Annotated in this window: 21 protein-coding genes and 1 pseudogene; 12 read left to right on the top strand and 10 right to left on the bottom strand. The window is 64.3% G+C overall.

Translation table 11 applies throughout. The features are described 5' to 3' along the window. Nucleotides 1-22: 22 nt before the first annotated feature. The 3 genes from RHBS_RS28620 (at nt 23) to RHBS_RS00640 (ending at nt 1,804) form a co-directional block, all read left to right on the top strand. Nucleotides 23-181 (top strand): hypothetical protein, encoded by a 159-nt coding sequence (locus RHBS_RS28620; protein ID WP_179275515.1) that lies wholly within the window; start codon nt 23-25, stop codon nt 179-181. Between the two features lie 103 nt (nt 182-284). Then, on the top strand, nt 285-542 hold the full coding sequence (locus tag RHBS_RS00645) for a hypothetical protein (protein ID WP_032398144.1): 258 nt from the start codon (nt 285-287) through the stop codon (nt 540-542). Further along, the gene (locus RHBS_RS00640) at nt 539-1,804 is read left to right on the top strand and encodes a cupin domain-containing protein (RefSeq protein ID WP_128644558.1); all 1,266 of its coding nucleotides are present in this window, start codon (nt 539-541) and stop codon (nt 1,802-1,804) included. The genes RHBS_RS00645 and RHBS_RS00640 overlap by 4 nt, the downstream gene beginning before the upstream one ends. Nucleotides 1,805-1,807: 3 nt before the next feature. Here RHBS_RS00640 and RHBS_RS00635 read toward each other — a convergent pair whose 3' ends face one another. Further along, entirely contained in the window at nt 1,808-2,569 is a 762-nt protein-coding gene (locus RHBS_RS00635; RefSeq protein ID WP_094614219.1) for an SDR family NAD(P)-dependent oxidoreductase, read from the bottom strand. Between the two features lie 25 nt (nt 2,570-2,594). Then, nucleotides 2,595-4,391 carry an acyl-CoA dehydrogenase gene (locus RHBS_RS00630; protein WP_128644557.1) on the bottom strand — a complete coding sequence of 599 codons (1,797 nt, stop codon included), beginning with the start codon at nt 4,389-4,391 and terminating at the stop codon, nt 2,595-2,597. A 317-nt stretch (nt 4,392-4,708) separates the two neighbouring features. Here RHBS_RS00630 and car point away from each other — a divergent pair, with 317 nt between their 5' ends. Then, the gene (gene car / locus RHBS_RS00625) at nt 4,709-8,236 is read left to right on the top strand and encodes a carboxylic acid reductase (RefSeq protein WP_128644556.1); all 3,528 of its coding nucleotides are present in this window, start codon (nt 4,709-4,711) and stop codon (nt 8,234-8,236) included. 42 nt (nt 8,237-8,278) lie between these two features. On the opposite strand, the gene RHBS_RS00620 is transcribed toward car, so the two are convergent. The 5 genes and pseudogenes from RHBS_RS00620 to RHBS_RS00605 form a co-directional block, all read right to left on the bottom strand. Next, the gene (locus tag RHBS_RS00620; protein ID WP_237668891.1) at nt 8,279-9,949 is read right to left on the bottom strand and encodes a regulator; all 1,671 of its coding nucleotides are present in this window, start codon (nt 9,947-9,949) and stop codon (nt 8,279-8,281) included. Continuing rightward, nucleotides 9,867-10,580 (bottom strand): cysteine hydrolase family protein, encoded by a 714-nt coding sequence (locus RHBS_RS00615; protein ID WP_128644555.1) that lies wholly within the window; start codon nt 10,578-10,580, stop codon nt 9,867-9,869. Before RHBS_RS00615 ends, RHBS_RS00620 begins: the two co-directional genes overlap by 83 nt. Further along, nucleotides 10,577-11,005, bottom strand: coding sequence for a hypothetical protein (locus RHBS_RS32005; RefSeq protein ID WP_374700509.1), 429 nt, complete (start codon nt 11,003-11,005; stop codon nt 10,577-10,579). The genes RHBS_RS00615 and RHBS_RS32005 overlap by 4 nt, the downstream gene beginning before the upstream one ends. A gap of 27 nt (nt 11,006-11,032) precedes the next feature. Next, nucleotides 11,033-12,408 (bottom strand): annotated as a pseudogene (locus RHBS_RS00610) (allophanate hydrolase); the annotation flags it as partial. A gap of 57 nt (nt 12,409-12,465) precedes the next feature. Further along, a complete protein-coding gene (locus RHBS_RS00605) occupies nt 12,466-13,140 on the bottom strand; it encodes a GntR family transcriptional regulator (RefSeq protein ID WP_128644554.1) in 675 nt (224 codons plus the stop codon). 104 nt (nt 13,141-13,244) lie between these two features. Between RHBS_RS00605 and RHBS_RS00600 the strand changes: the two genes are divergently transcribed. Further along, a complete protein-coding gene (locus RHBS_RS00600) occupies nt 13,245-13,541 on the top strand; it encodes a DUF503 domain-containing protein (RefSeq protein WP_128644553.1) in 297 nt (98 codons plus the stop codon). 16 nt (nt 13,542-13,557) lie between these two features. Here the strand turns inward: RHBS_RS00600 and RHBS_RS00595 are convergent, their stop codons facing one another. Further along, nucleotides 13,558-14,121, bottom strand: a complete 564-nt coding sequence (locus RHBS_RS00595; protein ID WP_128644552.1) for a dihydrofolate reductase family protein — start codon at nt 14,119-14,121, stop codon at nt 13,558-13,560. 90 nt (nt 14,122-14,211) lie between these two features. On the opposite strand from RHBS_RS00595, the gene RHBS_RS00590 reads away from it, so the two are divergent. The 5 genes from RHBS_RS00590 to RHBS_RS00570 all read left to right on the top strand — a co-directional run bounded on the left by RHBS_RS00590 (nt 14,212) and on the right by RHBS_RS00570 (nt 16,960). Then, the gene (locus tag RHBS_RS00590; protein WP_128644551.1) at nt 14,212-15,363 is read left to right on the top strand and encodes an FAD-binding oxidoreductase; all 1,152 of its coding nucleotides are present in this window, start codon (nt 14,212-14,214) and stop codon (nt 15,361-15,363) included. 19 nt (nt 15,364-15,382) lie between these two features. After that, entirely contained in the window at nt 15,383-15,673 is a 291-nt protein-coding gene (locus tag RHBS_RS00585) for a hypothetical protein (protein WP_128644550.1), read from the top strand. A 50-nt stretch (nt 15,674-15,723) separates the two neighbouring features. Next, nucleotides 15,724-16,143, top strand: a complete 420-nt coding sequence (locus tag RHBS_RS00580; RefSeq protein WP_128644549.1) for a hypothetical protein — start codon at nt 15,724-15,726, stop codon at nt 16,141-16,143. Continuing rightward, entirely contained in the window at nt 16,140-16,436 is a 297-nt protein-coding gene (locus RHBS_RS00575; RefSeq protein WP_128644548.1) for a transcriptional regulator, read from the top strand. The genes RHBS_RS00580 and RHBS_RS00575 overlap by 4 nt, the downstream gene beginning before the upstream one ends. 104 nt (nt 16,437-16,540) lie before the next feature. Next, on the top strand, nt 16,541-16,960 hold the full coding sequence (locus RHBS_RS00570) for a VOC family protein (protein ID WP_121869789.1): 420 nt from the start codon (nt 16,541-16,543) through the stop codon (nt 16,958-16,960). A 15-nt stretch (nt 16,961-16,975) separates the two neighbouring features. Here RHBS_RS00570 and RHBS_RS00565 read toward each other — a convergent pair whose 3' ends face one another. Together RHBS_RS00565 and RHBS_RS00560 are read right to left on the bottom strand one after the other, a co-directional pair. After that, a complete protein-coding gene (locus tag RHBS_RS00565; protein WP_128644571.1) occupies nt 16,976-18,247 on the bottom strand; it encodes an MFS transporter in 1,272 nt (423 codons plus the stop codon). Nucleotides 18,248-18,260: 13 nt separating this feature from the next. Then, nucleotides 18,261-18,893 (bottom strand): GyrI-like domain-containing protein, encoded by a 633-nt coding sequence (locus tag RHBS_RS00560; protein WP_237668890.1) that lies wholly within the window; start codon nt 18,891-18,893, stop codon nt 18,261-18,263. Between the two features lie 168 nt (nt 18,894-19,061). Here RHBS_RS00560 and RHBS_RS00555 point away from each other — a divergent pair, with 168 nt between their 5' ends. Continuing rightward, on the top strand, nt 19,062-19,907 hold the full coding sequence (locus tag RHBS_RS00555; RefSeq protein ID WP_236745314.1) for an MFS transporter: 846 nt from the start codon (nt 19,062-19,064) through the stop codon (nt 19,905-19,907). Beyond that, nucleotides 19,790-20,254, top strand: a complete 465-nt coding sequence (locus tag RHBS_RS29555; RefSeq protein WP_237668895.1) for an MFS transporter — start codon at nt 19,790-19,792, stop codon at nt 20,252-20,254. The genes RHBS_RS00555 and RHBS_RS29555 overlap by 118 nt, the downstream gene beginning before the upstream one ends. The last annotated feature ends 18 nt before the right edge of the window (nt 20,255-20,272 follow it).

The raw sequence follows: 20,272 nt of genomic DNA, 5'->3' as shown, positions 1-20,272 counted from the left end.
CGCGGCGGTCTACTGTCGAACCATGGGACGTGACGAGAACACCGACAACGAGAACCCTACAGAGTCCGAGAAGGCATCGGACACGCCGAAGGGCGGCCGACCAGGCCCCGTGGACGGCGGCGGCGGAGGCGGGATGGCGACGCGGGAGAACGCGCCCGAGATCGCCGACGATTCTGCCTGAGATTCACGGCGTCATCGCTGTTTGAGAAACAGAGTTTGCGTCAATACCTCCGATGTTCTCGCGCTGCGCGGGCACACGAACCTCCACGACCGGAAGGACTTCGATGAGCATCAACGACGACGACATCACCACCACGGGCGGAGCCGCAGGTGAAGGACCCGCCGACGGCGGATCGAACCCCGGTGGTCATGACGGCGGAGCAGACGGCCCCGCCGGAGCCGGTGAAGGACCCGCCGACGGTGGATCCAACCCCGACGGACACGACGGCGGAGCAGACGGCCCCGCCGGAGCCGGTGAAGGACCCGCCGACGGTGGATCCAACCCCAACGGACACGACGGCGGTGCGGACGGTACCGCTTGAGCACTGAGCCGAGCGGCGAGCGCGGATCGGGAAACCGGTCCGCGCTCCGTCGTCTGACCGGTATCGACCTCGGGACCTTCGCAGATCGGTTCTGGGGCGTTGCTCCCAAGCTGACCAGATCAGCTGATCTGTCGGACTCGTTCGACGATCTGATGACGCTCGACGCGGTCGACGAGCTGATAGCCGAACGCGGAGTCCGTACCCCGTTCGTGCGCATGGCCAAGGACGGCCGTCTGCTGGACAAGTCGCAGTTCACGGCGTCCGGCGGGTTCGGTGCCGAGGTGACGGACCAGGTCGACTCCGCAGCGGTGCTGGCAGCCTTCGCGGCCGGAAATACGTTGGTACTTCAGGGCCTGCATCGACTGTGGCCCCCGCTGATTCATTTCGTCGGTGATCTCGTTCGCGAGCTGGGCCATCCGGTGCAGGTGAATTCCTACGTCACACCGGCTGCGTCCCAAGGCTTTTCACCGCACTACGATGTGCACGATGTGTTCGTCGTGCAGATCGCGGGTACCAAGCGGTGGAGCGTCCACTCGCCGGTGCACGTGCATCCGCTCAACAATCAACCGTGGTCGGATCGACGGTCGGCCGTCGAGGACCACGCATCGAACACTCCCGAACTGGACATCGTCCTCGAGCCCGGCGATGTGCTCTACCTGCCACGCGGGTGGATCCATTCGGCCCAGGCGCTGGGCGACACCACCGTGCACCTGACCATCGGCGTCGCGTCGTACAACGGCTACGACCTCGCCCACCACGTGCTGAAGTCGCTCGGCGACGTCGAGAGTCTGCGTGCTCCGCTCCCCGCCGGCCTCGACCACTCCGACCCCGAGTCCATCGTTCCGCATATACACCGAGTTGTGGACGCCATGCGCGCCGCGCTCGACGACATCGACCGAGACCCCGACGCGGTCCGTCGACTCGCCGAGCGCGTCGCAGATCGTCACGACGACCTCGTCCGACCGGAAGCGGTGCGCCCACTGGCGAGCGTCGCCGCGATGGGAGCGTTGCGGGGCGAGGATTCGATCCGACTTCGGCCCGGCATGTTCGCGCGGATCGCGCACACGAGAGACGGCGTATCGATGGTTCTTCGGAACAAAACGGTCACGCTGCCGTCTCAGTGCGCCGACGCGATCGAGTCCCTGATGAAGGGCGCTCCGTGCCGCCTGGATGCGCTGCCCGGACTCGACACCGACGACTCGCTGGTAGTTGCGCGCAGACTGATCCGCGAGGGCATCGCCGTGCCGGCCGTCGAGGGATAGCCGTCAGGTGATCGTGATCCCGCCGTCGACCGCGATTGTCTGACCCGTCACGTATCCCCCGGCGTCCGAGGCGAGCCAGATCGCGGTTGCGGCCAGTTCTTCGGGATCGCCCTTGCGTCCGAGAATCATACGCGGAGCCATCGAGTCGAGGTATCCCGGCTGGTACGAGTCCGTCATCTCGCTCTGGAAGAACCCTGGCGCAATAGCGTTGACCCTGATGCCTTTTCGTGCGCCCCACTGCTGTGCGAGATCGCGGGTGAGGCCGATGATGGCGGCCTTGCTGGCGCTGTAGGCCGCCTGCGGAAGGCCCGCGGTGGTCAGGCCAAGAATGCTGGAGATGTTCACGATCGAACTGCCGGGTGCCATCACCCGTCCACAGGCCTGCGCTGCCCAGTACGACCCGTTCAAGTTGATGTCGATCACCGAGCGGAACTGCTCGGGTGTCTCACGAGTTGCGGGGTAGGCCGTGCCGACTCCGGCGTTGTTGATCAGAATGTCGACCTTTCCGAACTCCGTCATCGCGGCCTCGACCATCGCGGTGCACTGATCCGGGTCGACCACGTCGGTGGCTACCGTGATCGAGCGCCCTCCGACGCTGTCGATCAACTCGGCGGTCTGCGCCAACTTGTCCACTCGCCGTGCGGCGAGCACCACATCCGCTCCTGCCTCGGCAGCTGCTTTGGCGAATGCCACGCCCAGTCCCGAGGATGCACCGGTGACGATGACGACACGTCCGTCCAGGCGAAATTTGTCCAAGATCGACATGTTGATGAATCTCCTTGTACTCGACTCAGAACCAAGCGGGTGACATATCGAGGGTCGTGCGGTCCAGTCTCGCCAACAGGTCGAGCTGGACGTCCACCTTCGGCAACTCGTAGACGTAGAAATACTTTGCTGCAGAACGCTTTCCGTCGTAGAAGTCGCCGGCTTTCGTGCCAACGGCCAGCAACTGCTCGAGCCACATCCAGGCGATGACCGTGTGCCCCATCGCCTCGAGGTAGGCCGTGGAGTTCGCCAGCGCCACAGCGGCATCGCCGGTACCCCACACCGCAGCAGTGACCTCGACGATTCTGCCGACGCGCGCGTGCAGTTCGTCCGCGTACCGAGCAGCGTCACCGCCCGCTGCGTGCGCCCGATCGACCGTCTCCGCGATGTGTTCGGCCAGCAGAGCCAATCCCGCGCCGCCCTGCATGATCACCTTGCGCCCGAGCAGATCCAAACCTTGAATACCGTGTGTGCCTTCGTGAATGGGATTCAGGCGATTGTCGCGGTAGTGCTGCTCGACGTCGTAGTCGCGGGTGTATCCGTAACCGCCGTGCACCTGAATGGCCAAACTGTTGGCTTCGAGGCACCACTGCGACGGCCAACTCTTGGCGATGGGCGTCAGTACGTCGAGCAGCAGTGTCGATCGCGCAGCTTCGGCATCGTCGGACGCCGAGTCCTGATGATCGACCAGACGCGAACAGTAGAGTCCGAGCGCCAGCGCTCCCTCGACGTAGGACTTCTGCGCCAACAACATTCGACGAATGTCGGCGTGTTCGATCAGCGCGACCGCAGGTGCAGCCGGGTCCTTGGCACCGAGTGGTCGCCCCTGAGTACGGGTCTTCGCATACTCCACCGACTTCAGGTAACCGACGTAGCCGAGGGCGATCGCGAGGAATCCGACGCCGATCCGGGCTTCGTTCATCATGTGGAACATGTACGACAATCCGCGGTTCTCCTCGGCGACGAGGAAGCCGACTGCTCCGGGTTGCTCACCGGGAGAGTGGGTTCCGTCGCCGAAGGCCAACAGGGTGTTGGTGGTGCCGCGGTTGCCCATCTTGTGATTGAGGCCGGTCAACACGATGTCGTTGCGCTCGCCCGTACCGCCGTCGCCATTCGGAAGAAATTTGGGAACGATGAACAGGGAGATTCCCTTGACCCCCGGCGGTCCGCCCGGCGTCTTGGCGAGCACCAGGTGAACGATGTTCTCGGTGAGTTCGTGATCTCCACCCGAAATCCACATCTTGGTACCGGTGATGCGAAAGCTTCCGTCGTCCTGCGGTACTGCCTTGGTCGTGATGTCCGCCAGTGACGATCCGGCCTGCGGTTCCGACAGACACATGGTTCCGAACCAGCGCCCGTCCAGCATGGGCCGGACGTAATCTCGCACCTGATCGGGTGTGCCGTACGTCGCGATCAGGTTGGCGTTGGCCATGGTGAGAAACGGGTACGAGGAGGTCCCGGCGTTGGCGGCCTGGAAGAACGCCATCGCTGCCCGGGAGACGGTCGCGGGCAGTTGCATGCCACCGATCGACTCGTCGAACTGCCCGGCGATCAGGCCCGCCGACGCGTAGACATCGAGCGCTTCCTTGACTTCCGGTATCAGCTCGACCGAACCGTCCGCATTCATCGTCGGCTCCTGCGCGTCCGCCTTCTTGTTGTGCGGAGCGAAATGCTTGCGGGCGATGTCCGCACTGAGGTCGAGTACCGCGTCGAAGGTCTCCCTCGAGTGCTCCGCGAAGCGAGGTCGAGCAGTCAGTGCCGCCACGTCCAGCCATTCGTACAGCAGAAAATCCAGGTCGCGTCGCGAGAGGACGTCCGACATTCACTTCTCCGATCGCGAGGGGTGACACGTGCGCACGATGGTGACGAGCACTGTGACGCACATGACTGTGGATTCACCATACAAGTCGCGATCTCCCGCTTTCACCGAGTACCCGCGTGAGCTGTCAACGCAGATCCGCGTCCGCGATCCGGACTCGAAAAGCGCAGTCAGGCAGACATTTACGACCAATCAGACTATGAGGAGCGTCACGATTGGCGAGATGCCTCACGGCATATACTTATCTTTGATAACGAAATGAAGCGGACAATCGCGAGGTGCTCCGAAGGATCGGTGTGCTTCGTCGGAGGGAGTCGAGCATGACGCACACACTGGCCGTCGACAGCCGACAGGATCGTCAGCGCAGGCAACGCAGTCGATTCCAGGAACTGCACGAGTCCGACCAAGAGTTTCGAGCCGCCGAACCGGACAGCGCAGTGGCCGACGCTGCCCAGGAGCTGTCGCCCAACCTGGCCCGCGTGGTTGCCGAGATCATGACGCGTTACTCGGATCGGCCTGCCCTCGGCCGCCGAGCGCGAGAGATCGCCCGAATCGACGGTGCGAACACGCTGCGGCTGCTCCCGCGCTTCGACACCGTCACCTACGGCCGAGCGTGGAACGACGCCGGTGCACTGGCCTCGGCGCTGACGCACGACGCATTCGGTATTGCTTCAGGAGACTTCTTCGCAACCCTGGCATTCGCGAGCGCCGACTATGTCATTGCGGAACTGGCCACGATTCGACTCGGTGCGATTGCCGTTCCGTTGCAGGCCGGTGCCACCGCGGGCCAGCTCTCGGCCATCGCCGACGAGGTCGAACCCGTCGTCCTCGCAGCCGATGTCGACAACCTGTCCGTCGCGGTCCAGGTTGCCACTCATTGTCGGTCCATTCGGCAAATCGTCGTTCTCGACTACGACGGTGCAGTAGACGCGCACACGCGAATCATGAAGTCTGCGCGCACCGATGCCGAACAGGTGGGAATCTTCGTTCGGCCGCTCACCGAGCTGGTTCGCGACGGCGCGCAACTTCCGGAGGTTCCACTACCCGCTGCCGAGGATCCCGACCGACTCGCAACGCTGATCTACACCTCCGGCAGCACCGGCACCCCCAAAGGGGCGATGCACACCGAACGAATCGTGTGCGGGGCCTGGACCGGGGCCTGGCACCACACCGGAGCTTCCTCCGAGTCCGCGGACGGGCCGGCCTTCCCAGTCATCACTCTCGACTATCTTCCGATGAGTCACCTGGCCGGCCGTGGCCTCGTTTTCTCGACGCTTGCGGCCGGCGGCACCGTCCACTTCGCAGGAACGAGCGACCTGTCCACCCTGTTCGAGGATTTCGCTCTCGCCCGGCCCACGATGGCACTGTTGATCCCGCGGGTCTGCGAGATGATTCGCCACAACGTCCTGGCCGAGATCGACCGCGAGGTCGAACGCTCTGCCGGTGGCGATGCCGACAGGACGCGTCGGGAGGTCCTCGAACGCAACAGGATCGAACAATTCGGCGGACGTGTTCTGGCTGCGATGGTCGGGACCGCACCGATCGCCGAGGAGGTCAAGGACTTCGTCACGGAGCTGCTCGATATCGAGGTGCGCGACAACTACGGCTCCACCGAAGCCGGAATGGTGTTGCACGACGGCGTCGTTCAACGCCCGCCGGTGATCGAATACAAGCTCGACGATGTGCCCGAACTCGGCTATTTCTCCACCGACACACCGCATCCGCGCGGTGAGCTCCTCCTCAAGACGGCGTCCATCATTCCCGGCTACTACAAGCGCCCGGACGTCACGGCCGACGTCTTCGACTCCGAGGGCTTCTATCGCACCGGTGACGTCGTCGCCGAGATCGAGCCGGACCGACTGGCCTATGTCGACCGGCGCAAGAACGTGCTGAAGCTGGCGCAAGGCGAGTTCGTCGCGCTGGCGCGCCTCGAAGCCCTGTTCGGTACCAGCGAGCTGGTCGACCAGTTATTTCTGTACGGCAACAGCCAACGGGCGTATCTCCTGGCAATCGTCGTACCGGCCCACCCGGATACGACTGCGGGTTCGGTCATCGAATCGTTGCAGAGGATCGCGCGCACCGAAGCGCTGAACTCGTACGAAATTCCGCGCGAGGTCATCGTCGAGCACCAGCCGTTCACACAGGAGAACGGACTGTTGTCCGGTGCAGGCAAGCAACTGCGTCCCAAGTTGGTCGAGCGCTACGGGGACGAACTCGAGCGTCGTTACGCAGACCTCGAATCCGGTCAGAACGAGCGCCTGCGCGAACTCAGGCGCACTGGTGCCGATGCCCCTGTCCTGACCACCGTCGGCGATGCCGCGCAGGCCCTGCTCGGGTGCGCCGGGTCCGATGTTCGCCCCGATGCCCACTTCAGCGACTTGGGCGGAGATTCGTTGTCGGCGTTGACGTTCTCGACGCTGCTCCGTGAGATCTACGAAATCGATGTTCCGGTCGGAGTGATCACCGGACCCGCCATGGACTTGGCAGCGCTGGCCGAGTACATTTCCTCGGCTCGCGACAATGATTCCGACACAGCGACATTCGCCTCGGTGCACGGCCGCGGTGCCGCCGTTGCACGCGCCTCCGACCTGCGTCTGTCGGCATTTCTCGACGACGCCCTCCTGGACGCCGCACACCATGTGCCCGGCCCACGAGAACAGACCAGCACGGTCTTGCTGACCGGTGCCAACGGGTACCTCGGCCGCTTCCTCTGCCTGGAATGGCTGGGGCGCATGGCCGAGGTCGGCGGAAAGGTCGTCTGCCTGGTGCGCGGACGCTCCGATTCCGACGCGCGAGCTCGTCTCGATGCAGCCTTCGACAGTGGAGACGTGGAACTGTCGGAGCGTTATCGAACCTTGGCCGACGCCGCACTCGAGGTCGTGGCAGGCGATCTCGGGACACCTCACTTCGGCCTGGACCACAAGGCATTCGAGGCGCTGGCCGAACGGGTGGATCGCATCGTCCACCCCGCAGCGCTGGTCAACCATGCCCTGCCGTACGAGCACCTCTTCGGGCCCAACGTCGTCGGTACGGCCGAGGTGATCCGGCTGGCGCTGACCGACCATGTCAAGCCGGTGACCTACCTGTCGACGGTGGCCGTCGCAGCGGGCGTCGCGGAATTCCGGGAAAACGGCGACATCCGTGTCGACAGTCCGTCGCGGGCCGTGGACGATTCGTACGCCAACGGCTACGGCAACTCCAAGTGGGCCGGTGAAGTGCTGTTGCGCAATGCGTTCGACGAGTTCGGCCTACCCGTCTCGGTCTTCCGCTCGGACATGATTCTGGCGCACAGCACGTGGACGGGTCAGCTCAACGTCCCGGACGTGTTCACGCGTTTGATCCTGTCCGTCGTCGCAACCGGTCTGGCTCCACACACGTTCTACGCCACCGACACCGGGGCACCGACCGACGAGAAGGGGCGACCGCTGGCCCACTACGACGGACTGCCGGCCGATTTCAGTGCGTCGGCCATCACGTCGATCGCGGGTGGCGATACCTCGGGCTACCGAACCTTCGACATCCTCAACCCACACGACGACGACATCTCGCTGGACACGTTCGTCGACTGGATCCGTGACGCAGGTCGCGACATCGAGACTGTCGAGAACTACGACGAATGGTTCGAGCGTTTCAGCGCCGCAGTCGAGGCTCTTCCGGAGAAGCAACGTTCACACTCGCTGCTCCCCCTGATCGACTCGTACGCAGAGCCGCAACACCCGTCGTCCGGGGCGATACTGCCTGCCGACGAGTTCGCCTCGGCCGTCGGGGATATTCCGCACCTCGGACGCGAACTGATCGAGAAGTATCTCTCCGATCTCGTGGCGCTCGAGCTCGTGAGCAAGCGCTAGAGAAGTTCCCGATGCGGGCCGTGCGGCCCGCATCGGGATGCACTACTCCCCGACCGGTTGTGGCTCGGTCGTCGGCTTCGGTGCGGGAATCAGCCGCGAGTACGCCAGACACACGAGCCCGAAGAACAGATAGCCGAGTGCGACTTGGGGATTGGCTGCCCACCCCACCTCGTGCGAGTGGATCAGACCGACCCACGACAGTGCCGCGGCCACCCCACTCGCTGTTGCGGCGGCGAGAAACCGTTTGTCGAGAACGAACGTGACGATGGTGCCCAACATGAGTCCGGCGAGTACCGCTCCCGACCCGAATGTCTTCAGCCCGTCGTAGACGACACCCGCCTGACCCAGTGCCTCGCTTCCCACTTCCGTCGCCGACGTGCCTGCCGCGCTGAGTGCGTTGTCGATCAGACCCACCGCCCACTCCGCGAGGTTCGGTAGCAGGGCCACGACCACCGCGATGGCGTGCAGCTTGGGCACCGACTGGAATGCCTGGGCACCGATCAGCAGTCCGATGTACAGCAGAATCGGGACGATCGCGGGAATCGGAAGCAACGTTGCCAGCAATCCGAACAATCCGAGAAAACACATCACCCCGATCGCGACGCCCGACGCGACCGAGTATCCGCTCCGGCCGCCTGCGTCTTTCCAGCCGGGATGGCCGATGTAGACCGCGGGCGGGAACGGCGATCCGAACGCCGAGCCGACGACCGCACCGAAGCCGTCGGCGAGCAGCACACTGCGCAGGTTGTAGTTGTCTCCGGCAGCAGATGCGCTCTCGACGTTGCTCATCGCCTCGGTGAAGTTGTAGACCCCCAGAGGAATTGCGGTCGCGAGCAGCGGTGCCAGATTGCCGAGCCCGTCGAGGAGCAGGTCGAGGCGTAGATCGGGAAGGCCGATAGCGATGTTGCTCGCCGCCTCGGTCACGTCCGGCACGGACATGTATCCGCCGATCCAGCCGATCGCCGTGCCCACCAGGAGCGCGGCGAGCCCCACCGGAATATTGCCGGGCAACTTCACATCGGTGAAGAAGCCGATGAGAATGATTGCGAGAACAGGCAACCCGATCCAGGCGGCCTCCCACATCTGCGCGGCCGGGCGCATCGCGATGAAGGTGATCGAGATGCCGGCCAACGTGCCGAGCATGGCCGCGCGCGGGGTGATCCTGCGAATGTAGGGCCCGACGAACGCTCCGATCATGACGATGATGCCGATCATGAAGGCCCAGGCGAGCCCTGCCGCCCACGCCTGCACCGCGTCTCCCGTCGCCAGGTAGACCGGGAGCATGACCACGAACACGACGATGAACATGTGCGGAACGCTCGGGCCGTACGGTAGCGCCGTCACATCGGTTCGGTTCTCGCGCTTGGCAAGTCGACGAGCGAGAACCATGTAGTACAGGTTCCCCAGGATCAGGGCGATCCCGAGGGCAGGCAGCAGGGTCCCGAGGACGTCGCTTCCTGGAATTCCGACCACCGCGATGCTCAAGGTCGTCAGAGTGAGCACGTTGACGAGAATGTTGAAGCCGAGTCCGAAGAATGCGTTGGTGTCGCCCTTCGTCCACCACGGGAGGGTGAACGAGGACGAGAGCCTGCAGCGGGTGAGTCCTTGACGTCCATGGTCATGTTCGGTCCTATCGACTTGCCGAGGTGGGGACGAGCGCAACCAACGCGGCCACGACGTCGTCCGACGGCGCGGTCCAACCGAAAATGCCACCTTGAGCCGAAATCATCTCGAGGCCCACTCGCTGGAAATCCGGGAAGTACGAACCGACACAGTCCGTCACAACGAGGCACTCGTAACCTCGATCATTGGCCTCCCGAACCGTGGTGTGCACACACACCTCCGTCGTCACACCGGTGACGAGCAGAGTGGTGATTCCGGCGCTCGCGAGAACCTCGGAGAGCTCGGTGGCGTAGAACGCCCCTTTGCCGGGCTTGTCGATGACGGTCTCGCCCTCGAGCGGTGCCAGCTCGTCGACGATGTCGTGGCCGTACTCACCGCGAACGAGGATGCGGCCGAACGCTCCTGGATCGCCGATGCGCTGTGACGGGTTACCGCGGCGCAGCTTTGCCGGCGGGCAGTCCGACAGGTCCGGTAGATGCCCCTCCCTGGTGTGGATCACGGGTATCCCGGCTTCCCTGGCCACTGCGATGAGACCTGCGAGTGGTTCGATCACGGTTCGGAGCAGTCCGACATCGTTGCCGAGGCTCTCACCGAAACCGCCAGGGAGCAGAAAGTCCCTCTGCATGTCGATGACGAGCAGTGCCGTCGTCGCGGCATCGATGGTGAACTCCGATGGTGACGCCGACCGTATCGACGTTTCCCGAGGGTGTGCTGAGGTCATGAGATCTCCTGTGCTGCAGTGGAAGTGTGGTGAGCAGAACTGATCGCCCGGGAATATGCCCGCCAGCCACCGAACTCGCTGATGTCGTCGACGGTGTGCCGCTGCGCGCCGGCCTGCACAGTGACGTCGCAGACGTAGCCGAGAACGTCGGAACCGTCGGCCAGCAGTACTCGTCCCAGAGCGAGTACCGCCGGCATTCTGCCCGCGAGTACCGCAAGAGAAGTGGCGGGCAGACGCCACCTCTCCACGTCGATTGCGCTGCCGCCGAGAGGAACTCGCAGCAGGCCGGGTGTCGGATCGGCGGTTCCGATCCGAAGCAGTGTGTATGTCGGGGCGGTGGACGTGGCCTCGACCAGGGACCCGCCCAGCTCGAGCAGCTGCGGGTTGGCCCGCTCCCCCGACAGGTGATGCCCGGCAACGACGATGTCGATGGTCTCGACTGTCGACCCATCGGCTGCGGGGTGCGGCGAGTCGGCGCGCCCTTCTCCGAGCAACCGAGCCGCGACCGCGAGAATCGTATCGTCGGCCAGCGCAGGCCCGATCACCATGAGACTGACGGGTCGACCGTCCTCGGTGAGCCCCACGGGAACCGCTACCGCAGTCAGGTCGAGAAGGTTCCCGAAGTGGGTGTAGTGACCGAGCTTCGTATTGCATGCAATGGGGTCCGCGAGTACCTCCGGCACGGTGAAGGTGGTGCCGATGGTCGGCACGATCATCACGTCCATCGACGTCCACAGCTGTGCGACGCGAGCGCGAAGGTCTTGCAGCGTCTGCAGTGCACGGAAGGCATCGACGGCGCTGTACCGGCGCCCACCCAGAAAGATCTCGCGGACGACGGGAACGATGGAATCGGGTTTCTCGATGAGGAATTCATCGAACTCGACCAGTCGCTCGGCGACCCACGGCCCCTGATACAGCAACGAACCGGCTTCGAGAAACGGAACGAGATCCGCTGTGGTGGTGAGTAATCCACGATCGGCGAGCGACAGGCGTGCGACCGAGTGCGCGTCGAACATGGCTGAGTCGCCGAAAAAGTCCAGCTGCTGCAGGTCCGGTAGTCCGACAGTGATCTCTCGCCCGTCGTATCTCGCTCCGCGCGGGCGTGCCCACCCGTCCACTGGATCCTCGGCGCACATGATGTCGAATACGCGATCGAGGTCCTCGATCGTGGTCGCCATCAAGGTGATGCAGTCCAGCGACTTGCACGCGGGGACGAGTCCGACGGTGCTGATCAGCCGCGCGACGGCTTGTATCCGACGATCCCGTTGAGCGCGGCAGGCACTCGACCGGATCCTGCGGTGTCGGTGGCCACACAGAACGGCACCTGCCCGAGGGCGACGGCCAATGCCGAACCGGAACTGGAGCCACCGGAGATCATGTCGTTGCCGTAGACGCTCCGCGGAATCGGGTGCGGCGTGCGGGTTCCGTTCAGCCCGGTCGCGAACTGGTCGAGGCTGGTCTTGCCGACGAAAATGGCTCCGGCGTCGACCAACGCCTGCACTGCGGGGGCCGTCGAATCCGCCGTGTACGCGTAGTCGGGACAGGCGAGGGTGGTCGGGTATCCGGCCACATCGATGCTGTCCTTGACTCCGAAGGGAATTCCGTACAGGGGTAGCGACATTGCGTCGGGTCGCGCTTCGAGAGCAGCGGCGGCCGCGAGCAATTCTGCTCGGCCGACGACGGTGATCCATGTTCCGTCGTCGCCGCGGGCAGCCACGGCGGTCGAGAACGCCTCCACCGTTGCAGTGGGAGTCGTTCTTCCGGTTCGGTACGCCGCGAGCATCTCGGTGACGGTCGGGCCGAGTGCAGGTCCCAGGTCTGAATTCATACCGTCGATTGTCGACAGTTTCCTGTTACTGCAGGTTGTTGCCGTGTTTCGAGTCTGTTAGGAAATACTCTCGAGATGCAGGTAGGTCAGCTCGCCGTGCTGCTTCAACGCAGCGAGCGCCACCGACACGTCGTTCGATTCGATGGCATCGAGCAACCACTCGTGACGCCGAATCCCGTCGACCGGGTTGGCGACTCGGGCTTCTTCCCTGAGATTGCGCGCCATCGGTAGCTGCAACTTCAGCAGGATGGGCGCATACGCCATATCGAGCTGGCGACTGCCGGCCAACGCCACGATGGCCTCGTGGAAACGCCGGTGGGCGTCGTCCTTCTCGAGGGTGTCCCCCCGCGCATCGGCGTCGCGCATCTCGTCGAGCGCCGTTCGTACCGGCGCGAACGCGCCGTCGCGAGACGACGTGAGCGGCAGCGCTCGCTCGAGCGCATGCCGTTCGAGGACCTGACGCAGCTCGAAGAGTTCGAGAATGTCCTCTGCCGACCACACCGTCACTCGGAACCCGCGACGGGGAAGATGTTCGACCAGACCCTGCTGAGCCAACAGGCGCAACGCCTCACGTACCGGTGCTCGGCTGATCCCGAGGCGCGCGCACAGGGTTTCCTCGACCACTCGGGATCCGGGCTCGAGCGCACCGCTGAGCACCTCGGATCGGACCTGGCGAGTCGCCATTTCGACAAGGCTGGGCGGCAAGGAGCCGTGTTCGTCCGGTGCAGCCATGACGCCAGTGTACGAACATGTTCGGCGAATGGTGTGCATCCGAAGCATCGCCGAGTCGAATCCCGAGCGCTCGGGTATCCCCCCAGCGTTAGAATGGTCGGCATATGTGGATTGGATGGATAGAATTCGACTTCCTTCTCGGAGATGTTCACTCACTCAAAGAGAAGCGCTCCGTGATCCGGCCGGTGATCTCCGAAATGCAACGCAAGTTCGCGGTGTCGGCCGCGGAGACCGATCATCGCGAGTTGCACAGACGAGCAGGTATCGGCGCGTCCGTCGTAGCAGGCGATCGCGACCACGTCACCGATGTTCTCGACCGAATCGAGCGCGTGGCGGCCTCACGTCCCGAGCTGCAACTCGTCTCCGTGCGGCGGCGCACCATCCGAAGCGACGACGTCTGAGGGCTGCCCCGCCGGGTCATCGACGTACGTCGAACACCTGCTTCTGAATTCCGTTGCCGTAGACCTCGTGTTCGACCAGTTCGAGATGCGTGGTGTCCTTGTCGGCCTCACTGAACAGTCGTTTTCCCGCCCCGAGCAGGAGCGGAAAGACGAGCAGGTGGTACCGATCGACGAGCCCGGCGTCGGCCATGCTTCGCCCCAGGGTGGCGCTGCCGTGTATCGAGATCGGCCCACCATCGGAGTTCCTGAGCTCGGCAACGTCGTCGACACCGCGCAGAATGGTTGCCGGCCAACGTGAGTCGTCCTGTTCGAGCGTCGAGGACACCACGTACCTCGGCATCGCGTTGTACCCGGCAAAGTCGTCCATGGTGGGCCAGATCGGCGCAAATGCTTCGTACGAGGTGCGGCCCAACAGCAGGGCAGTGGCTTCGTCCTGCTCGCGCCCCTTGATCTCGTACGCTGCCGGGTCGAATTCGATGCCCTGAAACGTCCACCCGGAGTTGCGGTAGCCCACCTCGCCGCCAGGTCCCTCCATGACACCGTCGAGCGAAACGAACGCGGTCACGATCACAGTGCGCATGGACGGTCCTTACCGGAGCTGGGATGCGGGTGCCGGAATCGTAAACCATCCGCCGGCCGAATCCGCCGATACCATCGATACCATCGACCGATGATTGACAGCCACATCTCCCGCCCGGCGTGGGACGACGACCCGGTCGTGTCCGGCTGGGCGGGGTTGCCCGCACTGGAGCGTGAGAGCAGCGCGGATGTCTGCGTCGTCGGCCTCGGCGGGTCCGGTCTGGCCGCTGTCGCCGACCTCCTCGACCGTGGTCTCGATGTGGTCGGAGTCGACGCAGGGCGGGTCGCCGCCGGTGCCGCGGGCCGGAACGGTGGCTTCCTGCTCGGTGGTCCTGCGACCTTTCTGCACACGGCGCTCGCGACATGGGGTCCGTGCGCGGTGGATCTGTACCGAGCGACTCTGGCCGAGATCGACTCTCTGGAACGTCTTCTCGGATCCGCCGTCGTCCGCCGCACCGGCTCCATCAGGCTCGCGGGAGTTCCCGGTGCGCCGATCGAGCACGCCGATTCGGAGGATTGCGACGCGCTGGCACAGTGCTTGCGCGAGAACGACATTGCCGTCGAGCAGTATTCGGGTGAGTTGGGGCGCGGCATCTTCCTGCCGGACGACGCGGTGATGAATCCTGCACGTCGCGCGCTCGGGTTGGCGTCGATCCTCGCGGACCGCGCCCGGTTGTACGAGCACACGCCCGCAACCGCCATCGGACCAGGAGCGGTCACGACGCCGAACGGGGTGGTTCGGTGCGGCCTGGTTCTCGTTGCCGTCGACGGTCGCCTCGAACAGGTACTCCCCCAGCTCGACGGCCGGGTTCGGACCGCACGTCTGCAGATGCTCGCCACCTCGCCCGTCACTCCGGGACGACTGCCGTGCCCCGTGTACGGACGATGGGGATACGACTACGCGCAGCAGGACGCGTCGGGACGACTGTACGTCGGGGGCGGTCGTGACCTCTTCGCCGAGGACGAGTGGACACCGTCCGGTGAACCGACAGCTCAGGTGCAGAACTACATCGAATCCGTCGCGACATCGTTTGCAGGAGAACCCGTCTCGGTTCGTGCGCGATGGGCTGCATCCCTCGGATTCACCACGGATGGGCGCCCGCCGTGCACATTCGTGGACGACACCGTGATCGCATTCGGCGGCTACAACGGGACAGGCAATCTGGTCGGACCGGTCGCCGCTCGTGCCGCGGTGGCACTCGGACTCGACGGAATTGCAGTGCCGCAGTATCTGAGCAGCTGACACATGGCAGTGTGGACCCATGGCCGAAGGACCGGAACGCACCGAGGACGGTCGCTACATCGTCATCAAGGGTAGACGTTGGCGCGCAACGGATCCTGACATCCCGGAGGATCGCAATGCCGAACTGCGGTCGATTCTGATGGCGTGGCGCAGGGAGGTCAAACGTACGTCGGGCGCACCGGAATCTCGCGCTGGCGTGCAAGCCACCAAAGTCGCCCTCGGTGAGCGAGGAACTCCGTGGTGGGAGCAGTCCGACGACGAACGACGGGCCCGATGGGAATCGGAAGTATCGCGGCCTGCCGACACCTGACCCTTGCCGGATTGTTGCCGTAGTGGAAACTATCCAATACAGTTTCCATCATGGAAAGCACCGGAGAACCCACACCTGCCGAAGCACGAACAGCTCTCGCCGACATCGACCGAGTTCAACGCGCGGTACGAGACACTCCGTGGCCGGTGTGGCTGTATCCGGTCAACGCCGTACTGCTTGCAGCATCCGCACTGACCGCACTGCTCGACAGCCCCGCCTCGTTGCTCGGAGTCGCCGCGGTGATCATCGCAGTCAACGTCATCACCGGATACCGAATGGGAACGCCGTGGGCCCTACCCACCAACCGAGGATTCCTCACCTGCGTGGCACTCTCGGCGCTCTGCGTCGCACTGGCGCAGGCTGTCGGCAATCCCAGCGGACCGGCCGGGCCGGTGGTTCTGCTCGCGGCCGCGGCCGCGTCGATCTACTCGATCGGCTCGATCCTGCACTACCGCAGTATACGTCGATGACGAACGATCTCGATCCGATCGTTCACCCCGCCCACCGGCTGCGAATCTGCGCCCTTCTGGCCGCGGCGACGACGGTGGAACTCGCGATCGTCAAGGAACACAGCGGGTTGAGCGCATCGGCGCTGAGCAAACAGGTCGCCGCTCTGGTCGATGCGGGATACGTCGAGCAGCAGCGATCACGCACGGACTCGCGTCGACTGTGGTTGTCGTTGACCAAGGACGGAAGAACGGCATATCGACGTCACGTGGCGGCACTGCGCGCGATCCTGGCCGACACCGACGCCTCCATCTAGTCGTCTGCGGTGACTTTCCGTCGTGGGGCGTGTCTATTGTTTCGACGGATGTCGTCGATGCAGTTCAACGAAGTAGCTCGTCCAGCGAAGAAGGAGACCGGCTCATGTCCATTCTCAATCCCTATCTGTCGTTCCGAGACAACGCCCGCGAGGCCATGGAGTTCTATCGGTCGGTCTTCGGTGGCGAGCTCACCGTCACCACGCTCGGCGAGGCCAATGCCAGCGAGGATCCCGCCGACCAGGACAAGATCATGCACGGCCAGTTGACCACCCCGAACGGCTTCACTCTGATGGGAGCCGACACGCCGTCGTCGATGGAGCACACCCCGGGCAACACCATGAGCGTCTCGCTCAGCGGCGACGAAGAGGACGAACTGACGGGCTACTGGAACGCGTTGGCCGTCGACGCACAGTTCACCATGGGTCTCGAGAAGGCTCCGTGGGGCGACACCTTCGGTATGTTGACCGACAAGTTCGGTGTGCAATGGATGGTCAACATCGCCGGATCCCCCAGCGGGAGCTGAGCACAGCGGCCGCCGCTACCGGACGACGGTCTTCGGCGGGATCACCTGTCGGAGACCTTCGGGCCCCCAGCCTCGGTCGAGTGCCACCAGCAGCAATGCACAGCCGATACCGGACAGGACGAGCGCGGAACCGAACATCGCCGTGTATCCGAACAAGTCTCCGACCACTCCGGCGGCAATCCCGGCCGCGCCCTGCGCGAAGACGATCGCGCACGCCATCAGCGTGTAATCGCTTCCCGCGAAGCGCTTCTCCGACGCGTCCATCATCAGCGCGAACACTGCGACGGTGGCCGCACCACCGAGCACGTGTTCGGTGATGTTGGCGGTGACCAGAAGTGGAAAGCCGCCGACGCCCAGGGACGCAACGACATACAGACCGAGGCTCAGCGTTTGGCTCACGCCGCCCACCAACAGCGCCCGGCGCCGTCCGTGCCGAAACGCCAACCATGCCCCGAGTGCGGCTCCCCCGACCGCCGCCACCGACGACAGACCGCCCTCGACCAGTGCTATCTGGGGCAGGGACAGTCCACTGTCCGACAGAAACGGACCCACGAGGGCCGACCCCATCGAGTTCCCGAACTTGAACCCGATGATCAGCAGAATGAATGCCACCATTCCGGGTCTGCGAAGCCGCGACCACCACGCACCAGCAAGCCGCCCCGGCGTCGGGCGCTCGGCCCGAGGATCGGAGTCCGCGTCGGCCGCGTCGAGTTGTCTGCGCATCCACCACACGGGGATCGTCGTCAGCACGATCAGCAGTGCCATCGCGACGAACAGCGCCCGCCATCCGGCAAAGGTGAACAGCCACAACAGCAGTCCGCCACCGCACACCATCCCGATCCGGTAGGCACCGACCTGAAGACCGTTGCCCAACCCGCGCTGCGCCGCGGTGAGCGTACGCACCGCGATGCCGTCGGTCGCGATGTCCTGCGTCGCCGAGAGAGCATTCATGACGAAGATGCCGACGAACAGCCAGCGCAATGTCGAGGACAGGTCGAGGAACGACAACGCCAGTGCCACCGCCGCGGCCGAACACTGCAGCGACAGCAGCCACCGCCGCCTCGATCCGTACCGATCGACGTACGGAGCCCAGAGAAACTTGAGTGCCCACGGCAGGAACAGCACACCGGTCGCGCTGATCTTCACCAAGGAGAACCCAGACTCCCGCAGTACCACCGGCAGGGCCTGGGTGAAGAATCCGAACGGCAGTCCCTGTGCGAAGTAGAGCGCACCCAGGAGAGTGAGGGTCCCGGCGGTGAACGATGCCGGACGCACCGCGTTGGTCATGACGGTCATCGTGTCAGAGCGACGCCGACTCCGCTGAATGCGCAACCGGCTGGCGAAGAATGGTGCGGAGCTTCGCGGGTTCGACCCGGCGCGCATCGCTCAGGTAGATCTCGTGATGCCTGCCGGTCATCGTCAGTCCCGAACTGGGAATGTATCGGTGGTGGAGCTCGTCGAGTACCGGCGTCTCGTCGTCGTAGGACCCGATGTGCAGCGTCTGCACGCACAGTCCCTCGTCGAGAGTCTCCAATCGAATACTGCTCGACGCATCCGAGTGGCTCTTCGCGTCGGCGGACGCCTTCGCCACCTCGAACATCGATCGGTCGATCCAGTCGGGCACCATGATCATGGCCGTCCAGTTCCACTTGTTCTTGTCCCTCTCGGTGGTGAACGAGGCCATGTTCTCGGCCCACCACAACGCCTCGAGCGGCATGACGACGTAGTCGCGGTCGAGGGTGTTCTTGCTGGCGAACTTCAGTGCGTAGGCCACGGGGTAGAGCGCCCCGATTGCTTCGGCGTACTCCGGAGCGGTGTTCGGATCGCCGCGACCGTCGATCATCAGGTAGGTCAACGGCGGAACGACGAGGGTACGAAAGGTGTTGTGCCGCGCCGAATATGCGTCGAGCGTCTTCTTGAAGTCGATTTTCACCGCTGGTCTCCCCCGATCGAGTTCTCGATCGCACTGGTCCAGTGCGACCGGCCCCATAGATTCGACTGATACCCACCGTCAGCAATCACGACTTCCCTGATCGCGCGGTTGCACCCGAGACTGTGATTCGACCGTGATGTACCTCACTCTAAATCCTGGAGATGGCAGATGACACACCTTGGATCCAGACGCGAGTCCACCGAAAGGCAGGCCGGACGCAAACACGGGCTGTTGCTCGTATCGATGAGCTGTCTACCCGTTCTCGGGGCTGTTCTGCTTGCGCCGCTGCAACCCCAGATGCTCGAGCATTTCTCCGAGACCGCGGGCGTGAACGCGCTCGTGCCGCTCACGATCACCGCTCCAGCACTCATGATCGGTCTTCTCGCGTTCGCGGCAGGACGAATCGCGGACAGCCTCGGTCGCATACGGCTACTCACCGTCGCCCTCGTCCTGTATTCCGTGTGCGGCATCGCCCCGCTTCTGCTCGATTCCCTGCCACTGATCGTCCTCTCGCGTCTCGGTGTGGGAATTGCGGAAGCCGGGATCATGACGTGCTGCACCACCCTGATCGCCGACTACTTCACGGGCCAACAACGGGCTCGGTACTTCGGACTGCAGATTGCGTTCACCTCGTTGTCGGCAGTCGTCTTCATCGCACTCGGTGGGGCGTTGGCACAGGACACGTGGCGGACGCCGTTCTGGCTCTACTCGGTGGGCATCGTCTTCGCCGTCGTCGTGCCGTTCGTGCTGTGGCAACCCAACGCAGATACCGAGTCCGGCACGGTGCACAGCCTCGCGTGGCGGCCCCTTGCCCTGCCACTGACCGTCACCTTGTTCGGCGGAGCGTCTTCTACACACCGATCGTCCAGATACCGCTCAAACTCGACGGCGTCGGCATCGACAACCCGGGGACGATCGGGGCGATCAGCGCCATCGTCGCGGTCGCGACCGCGGCGTCTGCCTTCATGTTCGTACGGATCTCCGATCGTGGCCCGAAGGTGCTGCTGCCCATAGCATTCGGAGTTGCCGGTGTCGGTCTGGTCGTCGTGGGGCTTGCCCCGAGTGCAGCGATGGTCGCCGCCGGAGGAATCGTTGCCTCGGCCGGATCGGGAATGCTGCTGCCGACCCTGCTGATGTGGGTGATCGGTGAACTCGAGTTCGCGCAACGCGCTCGCGGTACGGGAGCCTTCACCGCATCGATCTTCCTCGGGCAATTCCTCAGCCCGCTCGTGGTGCTCGCCTTTGCGCTCGCATTGGGCGGATTGACCGCAGCCCTCGCAGCTTTGGGAGTACTGGCAGTGATCACTGCGCTCCTCCTCCGTAGTTCGCAGAGCGTACGGAAACTGTCACTGCAACCGTGACATCGACTGCGCCCCATA

The sequence above is a fragment of the Rhodococcus sp. BS-15 genome (assembly GCF_000813105.1).
Classification (GTDB): Bacteria; Actinomycetota; Actinomycetes; order Mycobacteriales; family Mycobacteriaceae; genus Rhodococcoides.
This window is presented reverse-complemented; position numbering and strand designations above follow the sequence as displayed.